Origin of the sequence: Halomonas sp. 1513 (assembly GCA_001971685.1) — a bacterium.
Lineage (GTDB): Bacteria > Pseudomonadota > Gammaproteobacteria > Pseudomonadales > Halomonadaceae > Franzmannia.
The window spans coordinates 3913349-3928547 of the sequence record CP019326.1 but is presented as its reverse complement, the minus strand read 5'-3'; the positions used below and the strand labels follow the sequence as shown (position 1 = coordinate 3928547).

Below are 15199 nucleotides of genomic sequence, written 5' to 3'. Positions count from 1 at the left end.
GTTGGAGCCGGTGCATGACTGAATTGCCACTCAAAACTGCTTGCTGCGCGCTGCTGGTCGCCCTGCTGGGCGCCGCCAGCAGCGCCCATGCCACGTCGATCTACCGCACCACCGATGCCCAGGGCAACGTGGTGTTTACCGACAATCCCGAGCGCGGCGGTGAGCAGGTCGAGCTCAACCCGCTGACCGTGGTGCCGTCGGGCCAGCGTGCGCCCGCGACCGCGCCACAGCCGGTGCCCGAGGCCACGTCGCCCTCGGCCTCGCCGACGGAGTCGCTATCATCGCCGTTCATGCCGTATTCGACCTTCCGCATTGCGTCACCGCGCAATGAGGAGACGCTGCAGACCGGCGAGGCCGGCAACCTGCAGGTCGAGCTGGGCATCGAGCCGGCCCTGCGCGAGGATCACCGGGTGCGGCTACTGGTGGACGGTGCGGTGAGCCAGTCGGCGATGCACAGCGATGTGTTCATGGTCGGCAACCTCGAGCGCGGTGAGCGCGTGCTGCAGGCCGAACTGCTCGATTCGCGGGGTGAGGTGCGCCATCGCAGTGCGCCGGTGACCCTCTACGTGCAGCGTGCCAGCGTCAACCTGCCGCAGAACCCCAACAATCCCAATTAGCTGCCCCCTCGCCGGGCACGGGGGTCGCTGTGCCCGGACGGCAGCCCGAGACCCTGCCGCACGCCTGCGCCGCAAGCGAGCGGCATGGATGCCTTTGATCACGCCGAACGGGTGCGCGACAACAGTGCGCTCGACTATGAGGCCGGTGCCAGCAGCGCCGCCCGCGATCAACCGTCGCCACCGTCGCGTCGCGAGAATGACGATTGAGCGCGGTGGTGCACCGCGCTGATCGCCGCACTGCCCGCATTGCACTAATATGGTGCACTAGTGCGCCTTGCACCCTCCTGGAACGCCGTCGACAGGCGCTTGCTCAGGCTGGCGCGCTTCTTGCACAGCAATAGTGAACTCAAGGACGGCGGGATGCCCCCATGTATCAACGTCTGCTGGAACACCTCACCACGGCGGTGCTGCTGCTTGATGGCACCCTGCGCCTGCGGTGGATGAATCCGGCTGCTGAAGCGCTGCTTGCGGTAAGCGTCGGACGCGTGCAAGGCACTCGTCTCGAGAGCCTGGAGGGCGTCGACGGGGCGGTGGCCGATGTACTGCTCAAGGCGCGGCGCGAGTTTCATCCGTTTACCCAGCGCGAGGCGGTGCTGACCCTGGCCGGCGGCGAGAGCGCCACCGTCGACTTTACCGTCACGCCGCTCTCCGATGACGAGCTGCTGCTGGAGATCGAGCCCCGCGACCGGCTGCTGCGGATCTCCCGCGAAGAGGCGCTGATCGCCCGCCAGGAGACCATCAAGACGCTGACCCGCGGCCTGGCCCACGAGGTCAAGAACCCCCTGGGCGGCATCCGCGGCGCCGCCCAGCTGCTCGAGCGCGACCTGCCCGACCCCCAGCTGGCCGAATTCACTCGCATCATCGTCGAAGAGGCCGACCGCTTGCGCGATCTGGTCGACCGCATGCTCGGGCCCAACCAGCTCAGCCACCACCAGCCGCTGAACATCCACCGGGTGCTGGAGCGGGTGCGCTCACTGCTGCTCGCCGAGCAGCCGGCGGTGACCATCGAGCGCGACTACGATCCCAGCCTGCCGGACCTGTTCGGCGACGAGGCGCGCATGATCCAGGCGGTGCTCAACGTGGCGCGCAACGCCATGGAAGCGATGAGCGAGAGCGAGACCGCCTCGCCGCGGCTGGTCTTCCGTACTCGCGCGAAGCGTCAGTTCACCCTCGGCGCCGAGCGCCATCGGCTGGTCTGCGAGGTGGCGATCATCGACAACGGGCCGGGGATCCCCGAGCCCCTGCGCGAGACGCTGTTCTACCCGATGGTCTCGGGGCGCGCCGAGGGCAGCGGCCTGGGGCTCTCCATCGCCCAGTCGATCCTGCACCAGCACCAGGGCCTGATCGAATGCGACTCGCGGCCCGGGCGCACCGAATTCAGGCTATTGACGCCGCTGGAGGCGCCGCCATGAGCCGTCTTACCCGCCCTTTCATCTGTGCCACGGCTGTTCGCTGTCGTGATGTTCTCTGGAGGCTTGCATGACAGATCCTGCCCGTATCGTGATTGTCGACGACGACCGCGCCATTCGCTGGGTGCTGGAGCGTGCGCTGGCCCAACCCGACCTCGAGGTGGAGAGCTTCGAGCGTGCCGACACGGCGCTGGATGGCCTGCTCAAGCGCCCTCCCGACGTGCTGGTCACCGATATCCGCATGCCCGGCCTCGACGGCCTCGACCTGATGGCCAAGGTGCGCGAGGCGCACCCCGACATGCCGGTGATCGTGATGACCGCCCACTCCGATCTCGACAGCGCCGTCGCCTCCTATCAGGGCGGCGCCTTCGAGTACCTGCCCAAGCCGTTCGACGTCGACGAGGCGCTGGCGCTGGTGCGCCGGGCGGTGGCCCATGCCCGCGAGCGGCAGAGCCCGGCGGTGGCCCCGGAGGGGCTGTCGGCGGAGATCATCGGCGAGGCGCCGGCGATGCAGGAGGTATTCCGCGCCATCGGCCGGCTCTCGCAGTCGCATATCACGGTGCTGATCAACGGCGAGTCGGGCACCGGCAAGGAGCGCGTCGCCCAGGCGCTGCATCAGCACAGCCCGCGGGCCGGCAAGCCGTTCATCGCGCTGAACATGGCGGCGATCCCCAAGGACCTGATGGAGTCGGAGCTGTTCGGCCACGAGAAGGGCGCCTTCACCGGCGCCACCGCCCAGCGGCGTGGGCGCTTCGAGCAGGCCGACGGCGGCACCCTGTTTCTCGACGAGATCGGCGACATGCCGCCGGACACCCAGACCCGCCTGCTGCGGGTGCTGGCCGACGGTGAGTTCTACCGAGTCGGCGGGCACCTGTCGGTCAAGGCCGACGTGCGGATCATCGCCGCGACCCACCAGAACCTCGAGACCCTGGTCGAAGACGGCCGCTTCCGCGAGGACCTGTTCCACCGCCTCAACGTGATCCGCGTGCACCTGCCCAAGCTCGCCGAGCGCCGCGAAGACATTCCGCGGCTGGCCCAGCACTTCCTCGCCGAGGCTGCCCGCGAGCTCTCCACCGAGGCCAAGGTACTGACCAAGGAGGCCGAGCAGCATCTCACTCGGCTGCCGTGGCCGGGCAACGTGCGCCAGCTGGAGAACACCTGCCGCTGGCTGACGGTGATGGCCTCCGGCCGCGAAGTGCTGATCGACGACCTGCCGCCGGAGCTACGCACTACCGAAGGCAGCGAGGCCGCCGCCGGTGACTGGCGCGCCGCCTTTCGCGACTGGGCCGACCGCGCGCTGGCGGCGGGCCATACCCACCTGCTGGAGGAGGCGGTGCCGGATTTCGAGAGGATACTGATCGAGACCGCGCTCAAGCACACCGGCGGGCGCAAGGGCGAAGCCGCCGAGCTGCTGGGCTGGGGCCGCAATACCCTGACCCGCAAGGTCAAGGTGCTGCTGCCGGCGCTGGCAGAGGACTGAGAAGCATCGGGAGGAGGCGGTACCCCTCTCTAGAGTTTGCGAGAGGATACTGATCGAGACCGCGCTCAAGCATACCGGCGGTCGCAAGGGCGAAGCCGCCGAGCTGCTGGGCTGGGGGCGCAATACCCTGACCCGCAAGGTCAAGGTGCTGCTGCCGGCGCTCGCCGACGGGGAGTGACACGCCCAGTGCCCAGCGCCTAGCGCCTAGCGCCCGGGGCTGCCAGAATGAGCCTCTCAAGGAGGCTTCACCGATGACGCAGATGCACTGGGAGCGACTGCTCGACCCGAGCCGGCTCAACGACAAGCCGCGCTCGGCGAGCAACGAGATCGGCCGCAGCCCGTTTCACAAGGATCACGACCGGATCGTCTTCGCCGGCTCGTTTCGGCGCCTGGGCCGCAAGACCCAGGTGCACCCGCTGACCGACAACGACCATATTCATACCCGCCTGACCCACTCCCTGGAAGTGGGCTGCGTGGGGCGCTCGCTGGGCATGATCGTCGGCGAGCAGCTCAGCCACCGGCTACCGCAGTGGATCACCCCGGCCGACCTCGGCGTCATCGTCCAGGCCGCCTGCCTGGGCCACGATATCGGTAATCCGCCGTTCGGCCACGCCGGCGAATACGCCATTCGCGACTGGTTCAAGCGCGCCGAGCAGGACGGCAGCGGCCTGCTCGAGGGCCTGTCGGCGCTGGAGCGCGCCGATCTGCTGACCTACGAGGGCAACGCCCAGGGCTTCCGCGTGGTCACCCAGATCGAATACAACCAGTTCAAGGGCGGCATGCGCCTCACCGGTGCGACCCTCGGCACCCTGCTCAAGTACCCCTGGACCGTCGAGCACGGCGGTAGCGCCGGCAAGTTCGGCAGTTACCAGTCGGAGGCACATCTGCTCGCCGAGGTCGCCGAGCGGCTGGGGCTCAAGCCGCGCGGCAACAACGCCTGGTGCCGCCATCCGTTGGCCTGGCTGGTCGAGGCCGCCGACGATATCTGCTACGCGCTGCTCGATCTCGAGGATGGCCTGGAGATGGGCATCCTGCGCTACGACGAGGTCGCCGAGGTGCTGACCCAGATCGCCGGTGGCAAGCCGCCGGAGTACGACACCATGCTGAGCGACGGGGTGTCCCAGCGGCGGCGTATCGCCGCGCTGCGCGGTGCCGCCATGGAGCGAGCCGTCAGCGACGTGGGGGCGGTGTTCGTCCAGCATGAGGGCGAGTTGCTGGGCGGTGCGCTGGAGCACGATCTGCTCGAGCTGTGCCACCCGGACCTCGACTGGGGGGTCAAGGCCGCCAAGCAGCTGGCCCGTGAGCGGATCTTCCAGAACGAGCGCAAGGCCAAGCTGGAGATCGGCGCCTACACCACGCTGGGGATTCTGCTCGAGGCCTTTATCGGCGCGGCCCACGAGCTGCACCACCACGGCGAGTCGAGCTTCAAGCACCAGCGGGTGCTGGCGCTGATCGGCGAAAACACCCCGCGGCCCTCCTGGTCGCTATACGCCAGCTACCGGCGGATGCTCGACTTCATTGGCGGCATGACCGACCACTACGCCGTCGACCTGGCCCAGGAAATGGGCGGGCGGCTCAGGGGTGACTAAGGTACGCCGCTGCCTCGTTGGCCTGCTGCTGGCGCTGCTCGTCGCCTGGCCGGGCCTCGCGGCAGCCGACGCGACGCGCCTCGAGGGCGAGGGCTTCGACCACTATACCCTGGCCTTGACCTGGCACCCCGGCTTCTGCGACACCCACTCACGGCCGCCCGACGAGTGCCGCGAGCGCCAGGCGGGGCAGGGCTTCGTGCTGCACGGGCTGTGGCCCTCGCTGCCCGAGCGCTTTGCGCGCGATGGCGTCGACCGCCCGCAGTGGTGGCGCGAGGGGTGCTTCATCGAAGCGCCGCGTGCCGACGGCAGCTTCTGCCGCGCGCACCCGCCCTTTCAGCTTCCCGCGCCACTCGCCGAGGCGCTGGACGAGGGCATGCCGGGACGCGCCAGCTGCCTGGATCGCTATCAATATGCCAAGCACGCCGCCTGCCTGGCGCTGGACGCCGAGGACTATTTCGCTGCTTCGCTTGCCCTGCTCGAGCGGGTCAACGCCAGCGCCTTTGCCGACTTCGTGGTGCTCAACCAGGGCGGGGAGGTGGCGCGCAACGAACTGATCGGCGCCTTCGAGGCGGCCTTCGGTCGTGGCACCGGGCGTGCGCTGCGGCTGGAGTGTCGCGGCCCCGGCAATCGCCGGCTCAGCGAGGTACGCATCGGTATCGACGCGGAGCGGCTGGGCGACTTTCCAGAGGCCGACAGCCTGGTCGAGCAGCGCCCCGGGCGCTGCCATAACCGCGTGCAGATACCGGCCGCGGACTAGACCGACGGCTCCTGCAGATGCTGCAGTTCCACCAGCGCGGCGCGCTGCATCAGGGCGCGAATGGCGCGGTCGTGGGTGGCATCGTCGAAGGGGCCCAGCGGCATCGCGGAGAGCTGTTCGGCGAGGTGCTCGCCGCCGACCACCAGCAGGTCGCCGTCGGCCTGGCTGGCGTCGATCTCCCAGCCGGGCAGGGCGAGTACGCCCTTGACCGGTACCGAGGTGCCGCACTCTTGCGCCAGCCACTTGCGCAGCCACTGCACGGCCTGGCGGGTCTTGAGCAGCGGGCGCCGCTCGCTCCAGCCGGGAAAACGCAGTCGTTGGCGCTCCACCACCACCTGATTGCGTCCTTCGCCGCGGGGGTCGACCGGCCAGGTCCGGGCGCGGGTCTCGATCACGAACACCCCGTGGGGCGTCACCGCGACATGGTCGATGGTGTAGGTGTCGGCGGGGATGTCGTGGAAGATATGGAAGGGGTGGGCATCCGGGCGCACCAGGCGCTCGAGCTCCTGGCCGATCACCAGCTCGCAGGCCAGGCCCAGCTTGAGCCGGCGGATTCGCTGGTAGTCACGGATCAACAGGAAGCAGAACACCATCACCAGCAACGTGCTGAGCATGCCGTAGAGGCTCCACTCCACCCAGTCCTGCTGGCTGGCGAACAGCATCCGGCCCATGCCGTAGACCAGCGGCGCCAGGACCACGATGGGCCCCAGGGCCCCGTTGAGGAACAGGCTGGCAAAGGCGCGGTCGAGGCGGTCGCGTAGCGCCTGGCCGGGCTCGCGCAGTGGATGAGCGTCAAACGGCGAGCGCACCCGCGCGTCGTGCAGATTGCGCAGCGCCAGGACGATCACCGCGGTGGCTCCCAGGGGGAACAAAAAGATCAGCGGCAGTAAGTATTCCAGCCAGGCCATCGGCAGCGGTCCTTGCCTAGTGAAGGGAGTCGCCAAGCGGCGGGGACGATTGCGCGTTCATTCTAGCTAACCTCGGCAGACTTGGGTGAACAATGTCATTATCCCAGGCTCCAAGATCAGCGTCACTGGCCTGCCAGAGTGAAGTCTTGCATGACGACTATGCCTCCCAACGCCTCCAGCACCGAGACGACGCCGCATGACCCGGCCCGTGTGGCCCAAGCCGCCGCGTCGCTGGCCGAGTTCATCACCCGTCATCCGCGGCTGGTGGTGCTCACCGGTGCCGGGGTGAGTACCGACAGCGGTATTCCAGACTACCGCGGCCGCGATGGCGCCTGGAAACGGCCGCCGCCGATGAGCCACCAGGCGTTCATGGCCAGTCATGCGGCGCGCCAGCGCTACTGGGCGCGGGCGCTGGTCGGCTTTCGTGCGCTCAGCGAGGCGCGCCCCGGCGCGGCGCATCGTGGCCTGGCGCTGCTCGAGCGGCGCGGTCAGCTGGATACCCTGATCACCCAGAACGTCGACGGCCTGCATCAGCGTGCCGGCAACCGGCGCGTCATCGACCTTCACGGCCGCGCCGAGATCGTGCGCTGCATGGCCTGCGATGCGCGGCGCATGCGCCACGACCTGCACGCCGAGTTGGCGGCCAGCAATCCGCACTGGCTGGCCCTGGAGGCGCGTGTCGGACCCGACGGCGATGCCGATCTGGAGCGCGACTTCGACGACTTCCAGGTGCCCGGCTGCACGCGCTGCGGGCGCGGCATCTGGAAGCCCGACGTGGTGTTCTTCGGCGACCAGGTGCCGGCGGAGCGGGTAACCGCCGCGCGTGCGGCGGTATCGCGTGGCGATGCGCTGCTGGTGGTGGGGTCGTCGCTGATGGTCTATTCCGGCTTCCGTTTTGCGCGCCAGGCGGTGGCCGAGCAGACGCCATTGGCCTGCCTCAACCTCGGCCATACCCGTGCCGATGCGCTCTATGACCTCAAGCTCGAGGCGCCGATCGGCGCTACCCTCGAGGCGCTGCCGGAGCACCTCGAGGGCTGAGCGCTCAGCGTGGCGCCAGCGGGATCTCGATGCGCTGCTGGCCGATCTGCGCGCCAGTCAAGGTGACCTGCTCACTGTTGCGGTGGGTGACGCGGGCGTCTTCGCGGATTTCGGCGATCAGCGCATAGTCGCGACCGCTCTCGAGGGCGCGGGCGTCGAACTGCAGGCTGATGTCCATCGGCGTATCGCTGACGCGTGACGAGGTGGTCTCGGCGATCAGTTCACCGCGGCTGCCGTCGGCCTCCAGGGATTCAAGTGCCACGCGCAGCTCGGCATCGCCACTGGCCTCGAGCGGCGTGTCGGGGATCACGCGGGTGTCCAGGGTCGCGAAATCCGGGCGCCCGGCGCAGGCGGCCAGCAGCGCGACGAACAGGCAGGCAATGGCGATGCGCCAGGTGCCGCGCCTGGGCGTAGGTCGAATAGGTCCGTCATTCATGGGGAGTCTCCTGATCAGCCGCCGGCCAGCTTGACGCGGTAGCCTTGGCGGGTGAGTGCATCGTGCAGGGTGTCGCGGTGGTCGCCCTGGATTTCGATGACACCGTCCTTGACGGCGCCGCCGGTACCGCAGCGCTTCTTGAGTGCCTTGGCCAGCGCCTTGAGCTCGCTGTCGCCCAGCGGCACGCCCTCGACGGTGGTCACGCCCTTGCCTTTCCTGCCGCTGGTTTCGCGGCGGATGCGCACGATGCCGTCGAGTGCCTCGAGGCGTGCCTGCTCGGCGTGTGCCGCACACTCGCAGTTGGCGATCGGCGCCCGGCAGTCGGGGCAGATATCGCCGTGCTCGGTGGAGTAGACCAGCCCGCTTAGCTGGTCGCGTAGGGATGCCATGCGGATGCTCCTGATCGGGCCGGCGCCCGCTTGAGAGTGTCGCATCATGATACCCGAGGGCGGCGCTGCCCGGCAGGGGTGACCTGTCCACAGGCGCGCTGGGCGCCGGGGTGTGGATAAGCGGTCTGGATCAGACGCTGGCCGTCTCGGGTAGCAGCAGCCGGCCGATGATGGTGGGCAGCTGATGCATGTTGCTGATGCTGATGGCGCCGTCAGGAGTGCTCTCGACATCCGGAAAGCGGTTCAGGTGCACCACCCGCATGCCGGCGGCCAGTGCCGCCTTGACGCCGACGATGGCATCGTCGATCGCCAGGCACTCTTCGGCACGGTAGCCCATGATGCTGGCGGCGTGCAGATAGAGGCAGGGATCGGGTTTCCAGCAGTTGGCGGTATAGCCGCTGAACAGGTTGTCGCCGAAGGCCTCGGCCAGGCCGGTGGCGCGCAGGCCGGCGCGGATCTTGCTCTCCGGGCCGTTGGAAACCACCGCGCGGGGAAAATCGCTCAGGGTAGCGAGCGCCTCGCGCACGCCCGGCAGCGGCTGCAGTTCGCTGTCGATACGGTCGGCGAGCCTGCGCCGCATCTCGCCCTCGGAGTGGCTGAGGCGTTGGGGGTCGATGGACCCATGGCGGCGCTGCAGCTCAGCCACGATGTTGCAGAAGCGGGCGCCGCGAAACTCTCCCATGTAGTCGCTGGGGGAAAAGGGTAGGCCCGCCTGAGTGAGGCTTTCCGCCATTTCGGCGGCCAGTAAGGGTTCGCTGTCGACGAGGGTGCCGTCGCAATCGAACAGTAGGCATCGAGGTGTTGCCATTGCCAGACCTCTGTCGGCGCAAGTCAAGGACTTATAGCCCTAGTGTTACAGATATCGGCGTATCCTGCCTAATATTGAGGGCCATTTTCCGCATTTTTTGAACACTGTTCGCCAACGCACGGTGTGACGCTGCCGAGGTATCGCCCCGCGTGGCCCTTCTGACACACCCCGCTAGCGTGTCGAATCTGCCCCATGTGTCATATGTCGCCACTCGTTTGGCGGTGCCACGCCATGCACCGGGCGCTATCTGGCACGCTGTGATTTTTATAACTCTATGTTTTTTAATGGTTTTCTATTTTTCTGGCACAGCCTGGCATGGCCTCTGCAATGTTCAGGGTGAGAGACGAACAGCATCGAAGCGACGCAACAGATCGATTCGATTCCTAGCAATAGGCAGTACGTCTTCACACTCAGCAAGCACTGAAGACAAATGGAGGTGCGAGCATGATGTCCAAGGAATTTCTCAAGAAAATCGGTATTCTCGGCGTTTCTTTCGGCCTGATTGCCAGCCCGCTGGCCTTCGCCGACATGCACGACGAAGAGTACGAGCCGCAAGATCCGGCGCCGCAGGAAGAGCCTGCACCGGACGTTGACGGCAACGATGAGTTCGGTAGCACGGATTACGATACCGAATACGAGGATGAGGAAGAAGAGTTCACCTTCGATGACGAAGAAGAGAACGAAGAGGAAGAGTGGGAGACGCCTGAAGAGGACGACGAAGAGCAGTCTTGGTAAGCCATGACTGACTCGGGCGCCCAAGGATGGGCGCCAGCGACCACAGGGATGCTTCGATCACTACGTTATCGAAATGCGCTACACGGCGCGACCAATGGAGGATGTACGACATGATGTCCAAGGACTTTCTGAAGAAAATCGGTATTCTGGGTGTTTCGTTCGGCTTGATCGCTAGCCCGCTGGCCTTCGCCGACATGCACGACGAAGAGTACGAGCCGCAAGACCCGGCGCCGCAGGAAGAGCCGGCACCTGATGTCGACGGCGGCGACGAATTCAGCACCAACGACGATGAATTCGACACCGAATATGAAGACGAGGAAGAAGAGTTCACCTTCGATGACGAGGAGGAGAACGAAGAGGAGGAGTGGGAGACTCCTGAGGACGACGAAGAGCAGTCCTGGTAATTCCTGACCGGTTCCCTTGCAAGATGATGCTGCCCAGGGAAGGGCGGTGGGCTCACCCCCTCGAGCCCCAGCGTGTCTCCACTGCACGTTGATCACAGCGCTGCCGCTTTCGGCCACCCCCGAAAGCGGCTTTTTTGTCCGCCCTCCCAAGGCAATGTTGAATGAGGTGAGCAGGAAATTTATTTTCCAAACCTTGTACAAAGCGTCATTTAGTTCTACGGTTATTATACGCCACGCGGCATTGCCGCTTCCCGCGGCCCGCTGGCGTCAATGGATTAACGAGAGGTACGCGACATGATGTCCAAGGAATTTCTCAAGAAGGTGGGTATCGTTGGTGTGTCATTCGGCCTGATCGCCAGCCCGCTGGCCTTCGCCGACATGCACGACGAAGAGTATGAGCCTCAGGATCCGGCCCCTCAGGAAGCGTCGGGCGTTGAAGGCAGCACCGATAGCGACCTGGATCCGGCCAACGGCGGCGCTGACCACGGCGGTGTCGGCACTGATGACCCGGCCATGGGTACCGAGTCCGCACCGGAAATGGATGAGACAGGTACTACGGGAGACGGTAGCGCCGATGCAGAACACGGTGGTGTAGGGTCCGATGATCCGGCACACGGTACCGAGTCGCTGCCCGACTTCGAAGACGACGACTCCACGCAGTAAAGCTGCGTCACGTCGGAATGAGCCGCCCTCGCAGGGGCGGCTTTTTCATGGCTGGCGGTTCAGCCGGTGCCGCGACGCGACGCCCAGGCGGCGTCGTTGACCAGATTGATCGGCCGCTCGCCCTTGAGCGCCAGCGTGAGGTTATCCACGGCGCGCTGGGCCATGGCGGTGCGCGTCTCGTGGGTCGCCGAGCCGATATGCGGCAGTGCCACTACGTTGGCCAGCCGCGGCAGCGGCGATTCCGGCGCCAGCGGTTCGTGCTCGAAGACATCCAGGCCGGCGCCGTGCAGCTGGCCGCTCTCGAGTGCCTCGATCAGTGCGGCTTCGTCGACCACCTTGCCGCGGGCGATGTTGATGAAGATGGCGCCGGGCTTCATCAGGCCGAATTCGCGGGCGCCGATCAGCTTCTCGGTCTCGGCGGTGAGGGGCACCGTGATGCACACGAAGTCGGCCTCGGCCAGCAGGTCGTCCATCTCGCGGCGTCGAGCGCCGAACTCGGCCTCGAGGTGCGACTTGGGTGAGGCGTTGGAGTAGAGAATCGGCATATTGAAGCCTAGCGCACCGCGCCGCGCGATGGCCGCGCCGATCCGGCCCATGCCGATCAGGCCGAGGGTCTTGCCGTGGACGTCGCTGCCGAACTGCGCCTCGCCGATGCTCTCCTGCCAATCGCCGCGCTTGATGAAGTCGGCGAGTTCCACCACCCGCCGCGCACTGGCCATGATCAGCGCAAAGGCAGTATCGGCGGTGGTTTCGGTGAGCACGTCGGGGGTATTGCAGAGCAGGATGCCGCGCTCGGTGAGTGCCTCGACCGGGTAGTTGTCGTAGCCAACCGAGATCGTCGCTACTGCTTCGAGCCGAGGCGCGGTATCCAGCAGTGCCGGCGTCAACGGCAGGCCGGCGCCGATCACGCCGTGGGCCTGGCTCAGCGCCTCGCGAAAGGACGGCTCGTCGGTGGAGGCGAGATCGGCGAAGTAGTCGACGTGAAAGTCGTTCCGCAGCGCTTCGAGCTGGCTGTCGCTGAGGCGCCGATAGGCCACGATACGCTTGGTCATGAGAGCTCCCTGTCCAGTGGGTTGAGGTGCGAATCGAAAGACTAACACGCAAGGTGCATTTCTATGCGCTGCCGGCTGGGCTAGTCTGAAGTGGCGCCGCTCCCCGCGCGGACACGCCATCCCGATCATAAAAGGAGATTACCGGATGCGATTGATACCCTGGTTGACCACCGTTGGCCTCACTGCCGCCCTGATGCTGGGCACCACCACCCTGGTGTACGCCGACGAGCCGATGAGCGACGCCGAGCTCGAGGAAGAGTACGGCATCAAGGCCGGTTCGCTGGTACGCGATGATGATGATGACAGCGAGGCGCGAGACGAGGACGCGTCGACCGACGACAATGGCAACGACGAGGAAGAGAGCCCTGAGGCGGGTACCGGTGGCTCGGGCAGTCCTGAAGACGCCCACGACGGCAGCGAAGCGGAGCAGGATGACGAAGAGAGCGACGCCGAGAATGGCGATGACGAGGAAGACGACGACGAGTAAGTGTCCTGCTCGATTAGCCCTTCTCATGCAACAGCGGCGGCCCTTGGGCCGCCGCTGTTGCGTTATGCCAGAGGCAACTTACTTCACCTTGGGCGCCAGCTCGCCGCTGTCGTAGCGGCCGACCATGGCCTCAAGGCTGATCGGCTTGATGCGGCTGGCGTTGCCTGCGGTGCCGAAGGCCTCGTAGCGGGCAATGCACACCTCACGCATGGCGGAGACGGTCTCCTTAAGGAACTTGCGCGGGTCGAACTCGGATGGGTTCTGGGCCAGGAAGCGGCGCACCGCGCCGGTGGAGGCCAGGCGCAGGTCGGTGTCGATGTTGACCTTGCGCACGCCGTGCTTGATGCCCTCGACGATCTCTTCCACCGGCACGCCGTAGGTCTCGGGGATCTCGCCGCCGAACTCGTTGATGATGGCGAGCCACTCCTGGGGCACCGAAGAGGAGCCGTGCATCACCAGGTGGGTGTCGGGGATGCGCGCGTGGATCTCCTTGATGCGCTGGATGGAGAGGGTGTCGCCGGTGGGTGGCCGGGTGAACTTGTAGGCGCCGTGGCTGGTACCGATGGCGATGGCCAGGGCGTCGACCTGGGTGGCCTTGACGAAGGCGGCGGCCTCTTCCGGGTCGGTGAGCAGCTGCTCCATGTCGAGCTTGCCCTCGGCGCCGATGCCGTCTTCCTCGCCGGCCATGCCGGTTTCCAGGCTGCCCAGGCAGCCTAGCTCGCCCTCCACCGAGACGCCGCAGGCGTGAGCCATCTCGACGGTGCGACGGGTGACATCGACGTTGTAGGCGTAGTCCATCGGGGTCTTGCCGTCTTCACCCAGCGAGCCGTCCATCATCACCGAGGAGAAGCCCAGTTGGATGGAGCGCTGGCACACCGCCGGGCTGGTGCCGTGGTCCTGGTGCATGACCACGGGGATATGCGGGAACTCCTCCACCGCGGCCAGGATCAGGTGGCGCAGGAAGGGCGCTCCGGCATATTTGCGGGCGCCGGCGGAGGCCTGCACGATGACCGGCGAATCGGTCTGGTCGGCGGCTTCCATGATGGCGCGCATCTGCTCGAGGTTGTTGACGTTGAAGGCCGGGATGCCGTAACCGCGCTCGGCGGCGTGGTCCAGCATCTGGCGCATGCTGATCAGTGCCATAGTTTGTCTCGACGTTATCGATGATGGCGGCGCGCCCAGTGGGCGCGCCGCCTGTAGGGTAAAGTGGGCTGCTGCGGCCTAGCGGGCGGCCTCGTAGGCCGCCTCGAGGGCCGCCACCGCGGGCAGGGTCTTGCCCTCGACGTACTCGAGGAAGGCGCCGCCGCCGGTGGAGATATAGGAGACGCGATCGGCAATGGCGTACTTGTCGATGGCCGCCAGGGTGTCGCCGCCGCCGGCGATGGAGAAGCCGTTGCTCTCGGCGATCGCCTGGGACAGTGCCTGAGTGCCGTGGCCGAACTGGTCGATCTCGAACACTCCGACCGGGCCGTTCCACAGGATGGTGCCGGCGTCCTTGAGCAGGCCGGCGAGGCGCCCGGCGGTATCGGGGCCGATATCCAGGATCATCTCATCATCATTGACCTGGTCGACCGGCTTGGTCACCGCGGTGGCGCGCTCGGAGAACTCGGTGGCCACCACCACATCGGTGGGCAGCGGGATCTCGACCTTGGCCATCAGCGCCTTGGCCTGCTCGATCAGGTCGGCCTCATGCAGCGACTTGCCGACGTTGTAGCCGGCCGCCGCAATGAAGGTGTTGGCGATGCCACCGCCGACGATCAGCTGATCGCAGCGCTCGGAGAGGGCGTTGAGCACCTCGAGCTTGGTGGAAACCTTGGAACCGCCGACGATGGCGGCCATCGGCCGCTGGGGCGTGGCCAGGGCCTTCTCCAGTGCGTCGAGCTCGCCGGCCAGCAGCGGGCCGGCGCAGGCGGTGGGGGCGAAGCGCGCCACGCCGTGGGTCGAGGCCTGGGCGCGGTGGGCGGTGCCGAAGGCGTCCATCACGTAGATGTCGCACAGCGCGGCGTACTGCTTGGCCAGCGCTTCATCGTCGTTTTTCTCGCCGACGTTGAAGCGCACGTTCTCGAGCAGCACCACCTCGCCGTCGAGCAGGTCGAGGGAGACGTCGAGGTAGTCGTCGACCAGGCGCACCGGGCGGCCGAGCAGTTCACCGAGCCGCTCGGCCACCGGTGCCAGCGAGAACTCGGCGGCGGGCTCGCCCTCGGTGGGGCGCCCCAGGTGGCTCATCAGCAGCACCTTGGCACCCGCCTCGACGGCGGCCTGGATGGTCGGAAGGGCGGCGCGCAGGCGGGCGTCGCTGGACACGCGGCCGTTCTTGACCGGTACGTTCAAGTCCTCGCGGATCAGCACTCGCTGGCCGGCGAGTGGCAGGTCGGTCATCTTGCGTACGTTCATCGCAGGAAAGTCCTCGCGTTGAGATGCCATGAA

The 15199-nt window shown here is 66.8% G+C and carries 17 protein-coding genes and 1 pseudogene; 11 read left to right on the top strand and 7 right to left on the bottom strand.

Going from position 1 to position 15199, the window contains the following annotated elements; translation table 11 throughout:
- The first annotated feature begins 14 nt into the window (after positions 1-14).
- The 6 genes and pseudogenes from BWR19_17990 to BWR19_17965 all read left to right on the top strand — a co-directional run bounded on the left by BWR19_17990 (position 15) and on the right by BWR19_17965 (position 5852).
- On the top strand, positions 15-617 hold the full coding sequence (locus BWR19_17990; protein ID APX94659.1) for a DUF4124 domain-containing protein: 603 nt from the start codon (positions 15-17) through the stop codon (positions 615-617).
- 368 nt (positions 618-985) lie between these two features.
- Complete coding sequence (locus BWR19_17985) at positions 986-2029, top strand: two-component system sensor histidine kinase NtrB (protein APX94658.1); 1044 nt, start codon at positions 986-988, stop codon at positions 2027-2029.
- A 67-nt stretch (positions 2030-2096) separates the two neighbouring features.
- Positions 2097-3506, top strand: coding sequence for a nitrogen regulation protein NR(I) (locus BWR19_17980; protein ID APX94657.1), 1410 nt, complete (start codon positions 2097-2099; stop codon positions 3504-3506).
- Positions 3507-3552: 46 nt separating this feature from the next.
- Positions 3553-3651 (top strand): annotated as a pseudogene (locus BWR19_17975) (hypothetical protein).
- 106 nt (positions 3652-3757) lie between these two features.
- Positions 3758-5095: a deoxyguanosinetriphosphate triphosphohydrolase gene (locus BWR19_17970; protein ID APX94656.1), complete on the top strand. Its 1338-nt coding sequence runs from the start codon at positions 3758-3760 to the stop codon at positions 5093-5095.
- The gene (locus BWR19_17965; GenBank protein ID APX94655.1) at positions 5088-5852 is read left to right on the top strand and encodes a ribonuclease I; all 765 of its coding nucleotides are present in this window, start codon (positions 5088-5090) and stop codon (positions 5850-5852) included. Before BWR19_17970 ends, BWR19_17965 begins: the two co-directional genes overlap by 8 nt.
- Here BWR19_17965 and BWR19_17960 read toward each other — a convergent pair.
- Entirely contained in the window at positions 5849-6760 is a 912-nt protein-coding gene (locus tag BWR19_17960) for an NERD domain-containing protein (protein ID APX94654.1), read from the bottom strand. The two genes, BWR19_17965 and BWR19_17960, sit on opposite strands and share 4 nt — an antisense overlap.
- Before the next feature lie 159 nt (positions 6761-6919).
- Here BWR19_17960 and BWR19_17955 point away from each other — a divergent pair, with 159 nt between their 5' ends.
- Complete coding sequence (locus tag BWR19_17955) at positions 6920-7798, top strand: NAD-dependent deacetylase (protein ID APX94653.1); 879 nt, start codon at positions 6920-6922, stop codon at positions 7796-7798.
- Between the two features lie 4 nt (positions 7799-7802).
- Here BWR19_17955 and BWR19_17950 read toward each other — a convergent pair whose 3' ends face one another.
- From BWR19_17950 to BWR19_17940, 3 genes are all read right to left on the bottom strand, one after another.
- Positions 7803-8234: a hypothetical protein gene (locus tag BWR19_17950; GenBank protein APX94652.1), complete on the bottom strand. Its 432-nt coding sequence runs from the start codon at positions 8232-8234 to the stop codon at positions 7803-7805.
- Positions 8235-8248: 14 nt separating this feature from the next.
- Complete coding sequence (locus tag BWR19_17945; protein APX94651.1) at positions 8249-8623, bottom strand: translation initiation factor; 375 nt, start codon at positions 8621-8623, stop codon at positions 8249-8251.
- Positions 8624-8753: 130 nt separating this feature from the next.
- Positions 8754-9431, bottom strand: a complete 678-nt coding sequence (locus BWR19_17940) for a haloacid dehalogenase (GenBank protein ID APX94650.1) — start codon at positions 9429-9431, stop codon at positions 8754-8756.
- A gap of 444 nt (positions 9432-9875) precedes the next feature.
- On the opposite strand from BWR19_17940, the gene BWR19_17935 reads away from it, so the two are divergent.
- The 3 genes from BWR19_17935 to BWR19_17925 all read left to right on the top strand — a co-directional run bounded on the left by BWR19_17935 (position 9876) and on the right by BWR19_17925 (position 11233).
- A complete protein-coding gene (locus BWR19_17935; protein ID APX94649.1) occupies positions 9876-10166 on the top strand; it encodes a hypothetical protein in 291 nt (96 codons plus the stop codon).
- Positions 10167-10279: 113 nt separating this feature from the next.
- The gene (locus tag BWR19_17930; protein APX95095.1) at positions 10280-10570 is read left to right on the top strand and encodes a hypothetical protein; all 291 of its coding nucleotides are present in this window, start codon (positions 10280-10282) and stop codon (positions 10568-10570) included.
- A gap of 294 nt (positions 10571-10864) precedes the next feature.
- On the top strand, positions 10865-11233 hold the full coding sequence (locus BWR19_17925) for a hypothetical protein (protein APX94648.1): 369 nt from the start codon (positions 10865-10867) through the stop codon (positions 11231-11233).
- 59 nt (positions 11234-11292) lie between these two features.
- Here the strand turns inward: BWR19_17925 and BWR19_17920 are convergent, their stop codons facing one another.
- On the bottom strand, positions 11293-12285 hold the full coding sequence (locus BWR19_17920) for a bifunctional glyoxylate/hydroxypyruvate reductase B (protein ID APX94647.1): 993 nt from the start codon (positions 12283-12285) through the stop codon (positions 11293-11295).
- A 145-nt stretch (positions 12286-12430) separates the two neighbouring features.
- Between BWR19_17920 and BWR19_17915 the strand changes: the two genes are divergently transcribed.
- Positions 12431-12772, top strand: coding sequence for a hypothetical protein (locus BWR19_17915; GenBank protein APX94646.1), 342 nt, complete (start codon positions 12431-12433; stop codon positions 12770-12772).
- A 78-nt stretch (positions 12773-12850) separates the two neighbouring features.
- Here the strand turns inward: BWR19_17915 and BWR19_17910 are convergent, their stop codons facing one another.
- Entirely contained in the window at positions 12851-13915 is a 1065-nt protein-coding gene (locus tag BWR19_17910; protein ID APX94645.1) for a fructose-1,6-bisphosphate aldolase, read from the bottom strand.
- A 78-nt stretch (positions 13916-13993) separates the two neighbouring features.
- Positions 13994-15166, bottom strand: coding sequence for a phosphoglycerate kinase (locus BWR19_17905; protein ID APX94644.1), 1173 nt, complete (start codon positions 15164-15166; stop codon positions 13994-13996).
- Positions 15167-15199 lie beyond the last annotated feature (33 nt).

What these genes read in the sequence shown, in the direction of transcription:
- BWR19_17935 (APX94649.1), top strand. Translation starts at nt 9,876, where the DNA reads ATGATGTCCAAGGAATTTCTCAAGAAAATCGGTATTCTCGGCGTTTCT.
- BWR19_17945 (APX94651.1), bottom strand. Translation starts at nt 8,623, where the DNA reads ATGGCATCCCTACGCGACCAGCTAAGCGGGCTGGTCTACTCCACCGAG.
- BWR19_17910 (APX94645.1), bottom strand. Translation starts at nt 13,915, where the DNA reads ATGGCACTGATCAGCATGCGCCAGATGCTGGACCACGCCGCCGAGCGC.
- BWR19_17980 (APX94657.1), top strand. Translation starts at nt 2,097, where the DNA reads ATGACAGATCCTGCCCGTATCGTGATTGTCGACGACGACCGCGCCATT.
- BWR19_17940 (APX94650.1), bottom strand. Translation starts at nt 9,431, where the DNA reads ATGGCAACACCTCGATGCCTACTGTTCGATTGCGACGGCACCCTCGTC.
- BWR19_17915 (APX94646.1), top strand. Translation starts at nt 12,431, where the DNA reads ATGCGATTGATACCCTGGTTGACCACCGTTGGCCTCACTGCCGCCCTG.
- BWR19_17920 (APX94647.1), bottom strand. Translation starts at nt 12,285, where the DNA reads ATGACCAAGCGTATCGTGGCCTATCGGCGCCTCAGCGACAGCCAGCTC.
- BWR19_17950 (APX94652.1), bottom strand. Translation starts at nt 8,234, where the DNA reads ATGAATGACGGACCTATTCGACCTACGCCCAGGCGCGGCACCTGGCGC.
- BWR19_17955 (APX94653.1), top strand. Translation starts at nt 6,920, where the DNA reads ATGCCTCCCAACGCCTCCAGCACCGAGACGACGCCGCATGACCCGGCC.
- BWR19_17930 (APX95095.1), top strand. Translation starts at nt 10,280, where the DNA reads ATGTCCAAGGACTTTCTGAAGAAAATCGGTATTCTGGGTGTTTCGTTC.
- BWR19_17960 (APX94654.1), bottom strand. Translation starts at nt 6,760, where the DNA reads ATGGCCTGGCTGGAATACTTACTGCCGCTGATCTTTTTGTTCCCCCTG.
- BWR19_17925 (APX94648.1), top strand. Translation starts at nt 10,865, where the DNA reads ATGATGTCCAAGGAATTTCTCAAGAAGGTGGGTATCGTTGGTGTGTCA.
- BWR19_17905 (APX94644.1), bottom strand. Translation starts at nt 15,166, where the DNA reads ATGAACGTACGCAAGATGACCGACCTGCCACTCGCCGGCCAGCGAGTG.
- BWR19_17990 (APX94659.1), top strand. Translation starts at nt 15, where the DNA reads ATGACTGAATTGCCACTCAAAACTGCTTGCTGCGCGCTGCTGGTCGCC.
- BWR19_17970 (APX94656.1), top strand. Translation starts at nt 3,758, where the DNA reads ATGACGCAGATGCACTGGGAGCGACTGCTCGACCCGAGCCGGCTCAAC.
- BWR19_17985 (APX94658.1), top strand. Translation starts at nt 986, where the DNA reads ATGTATCAACGTCTGCTGGAACACCTCACCACGGCGGTGCTGCTGCTT.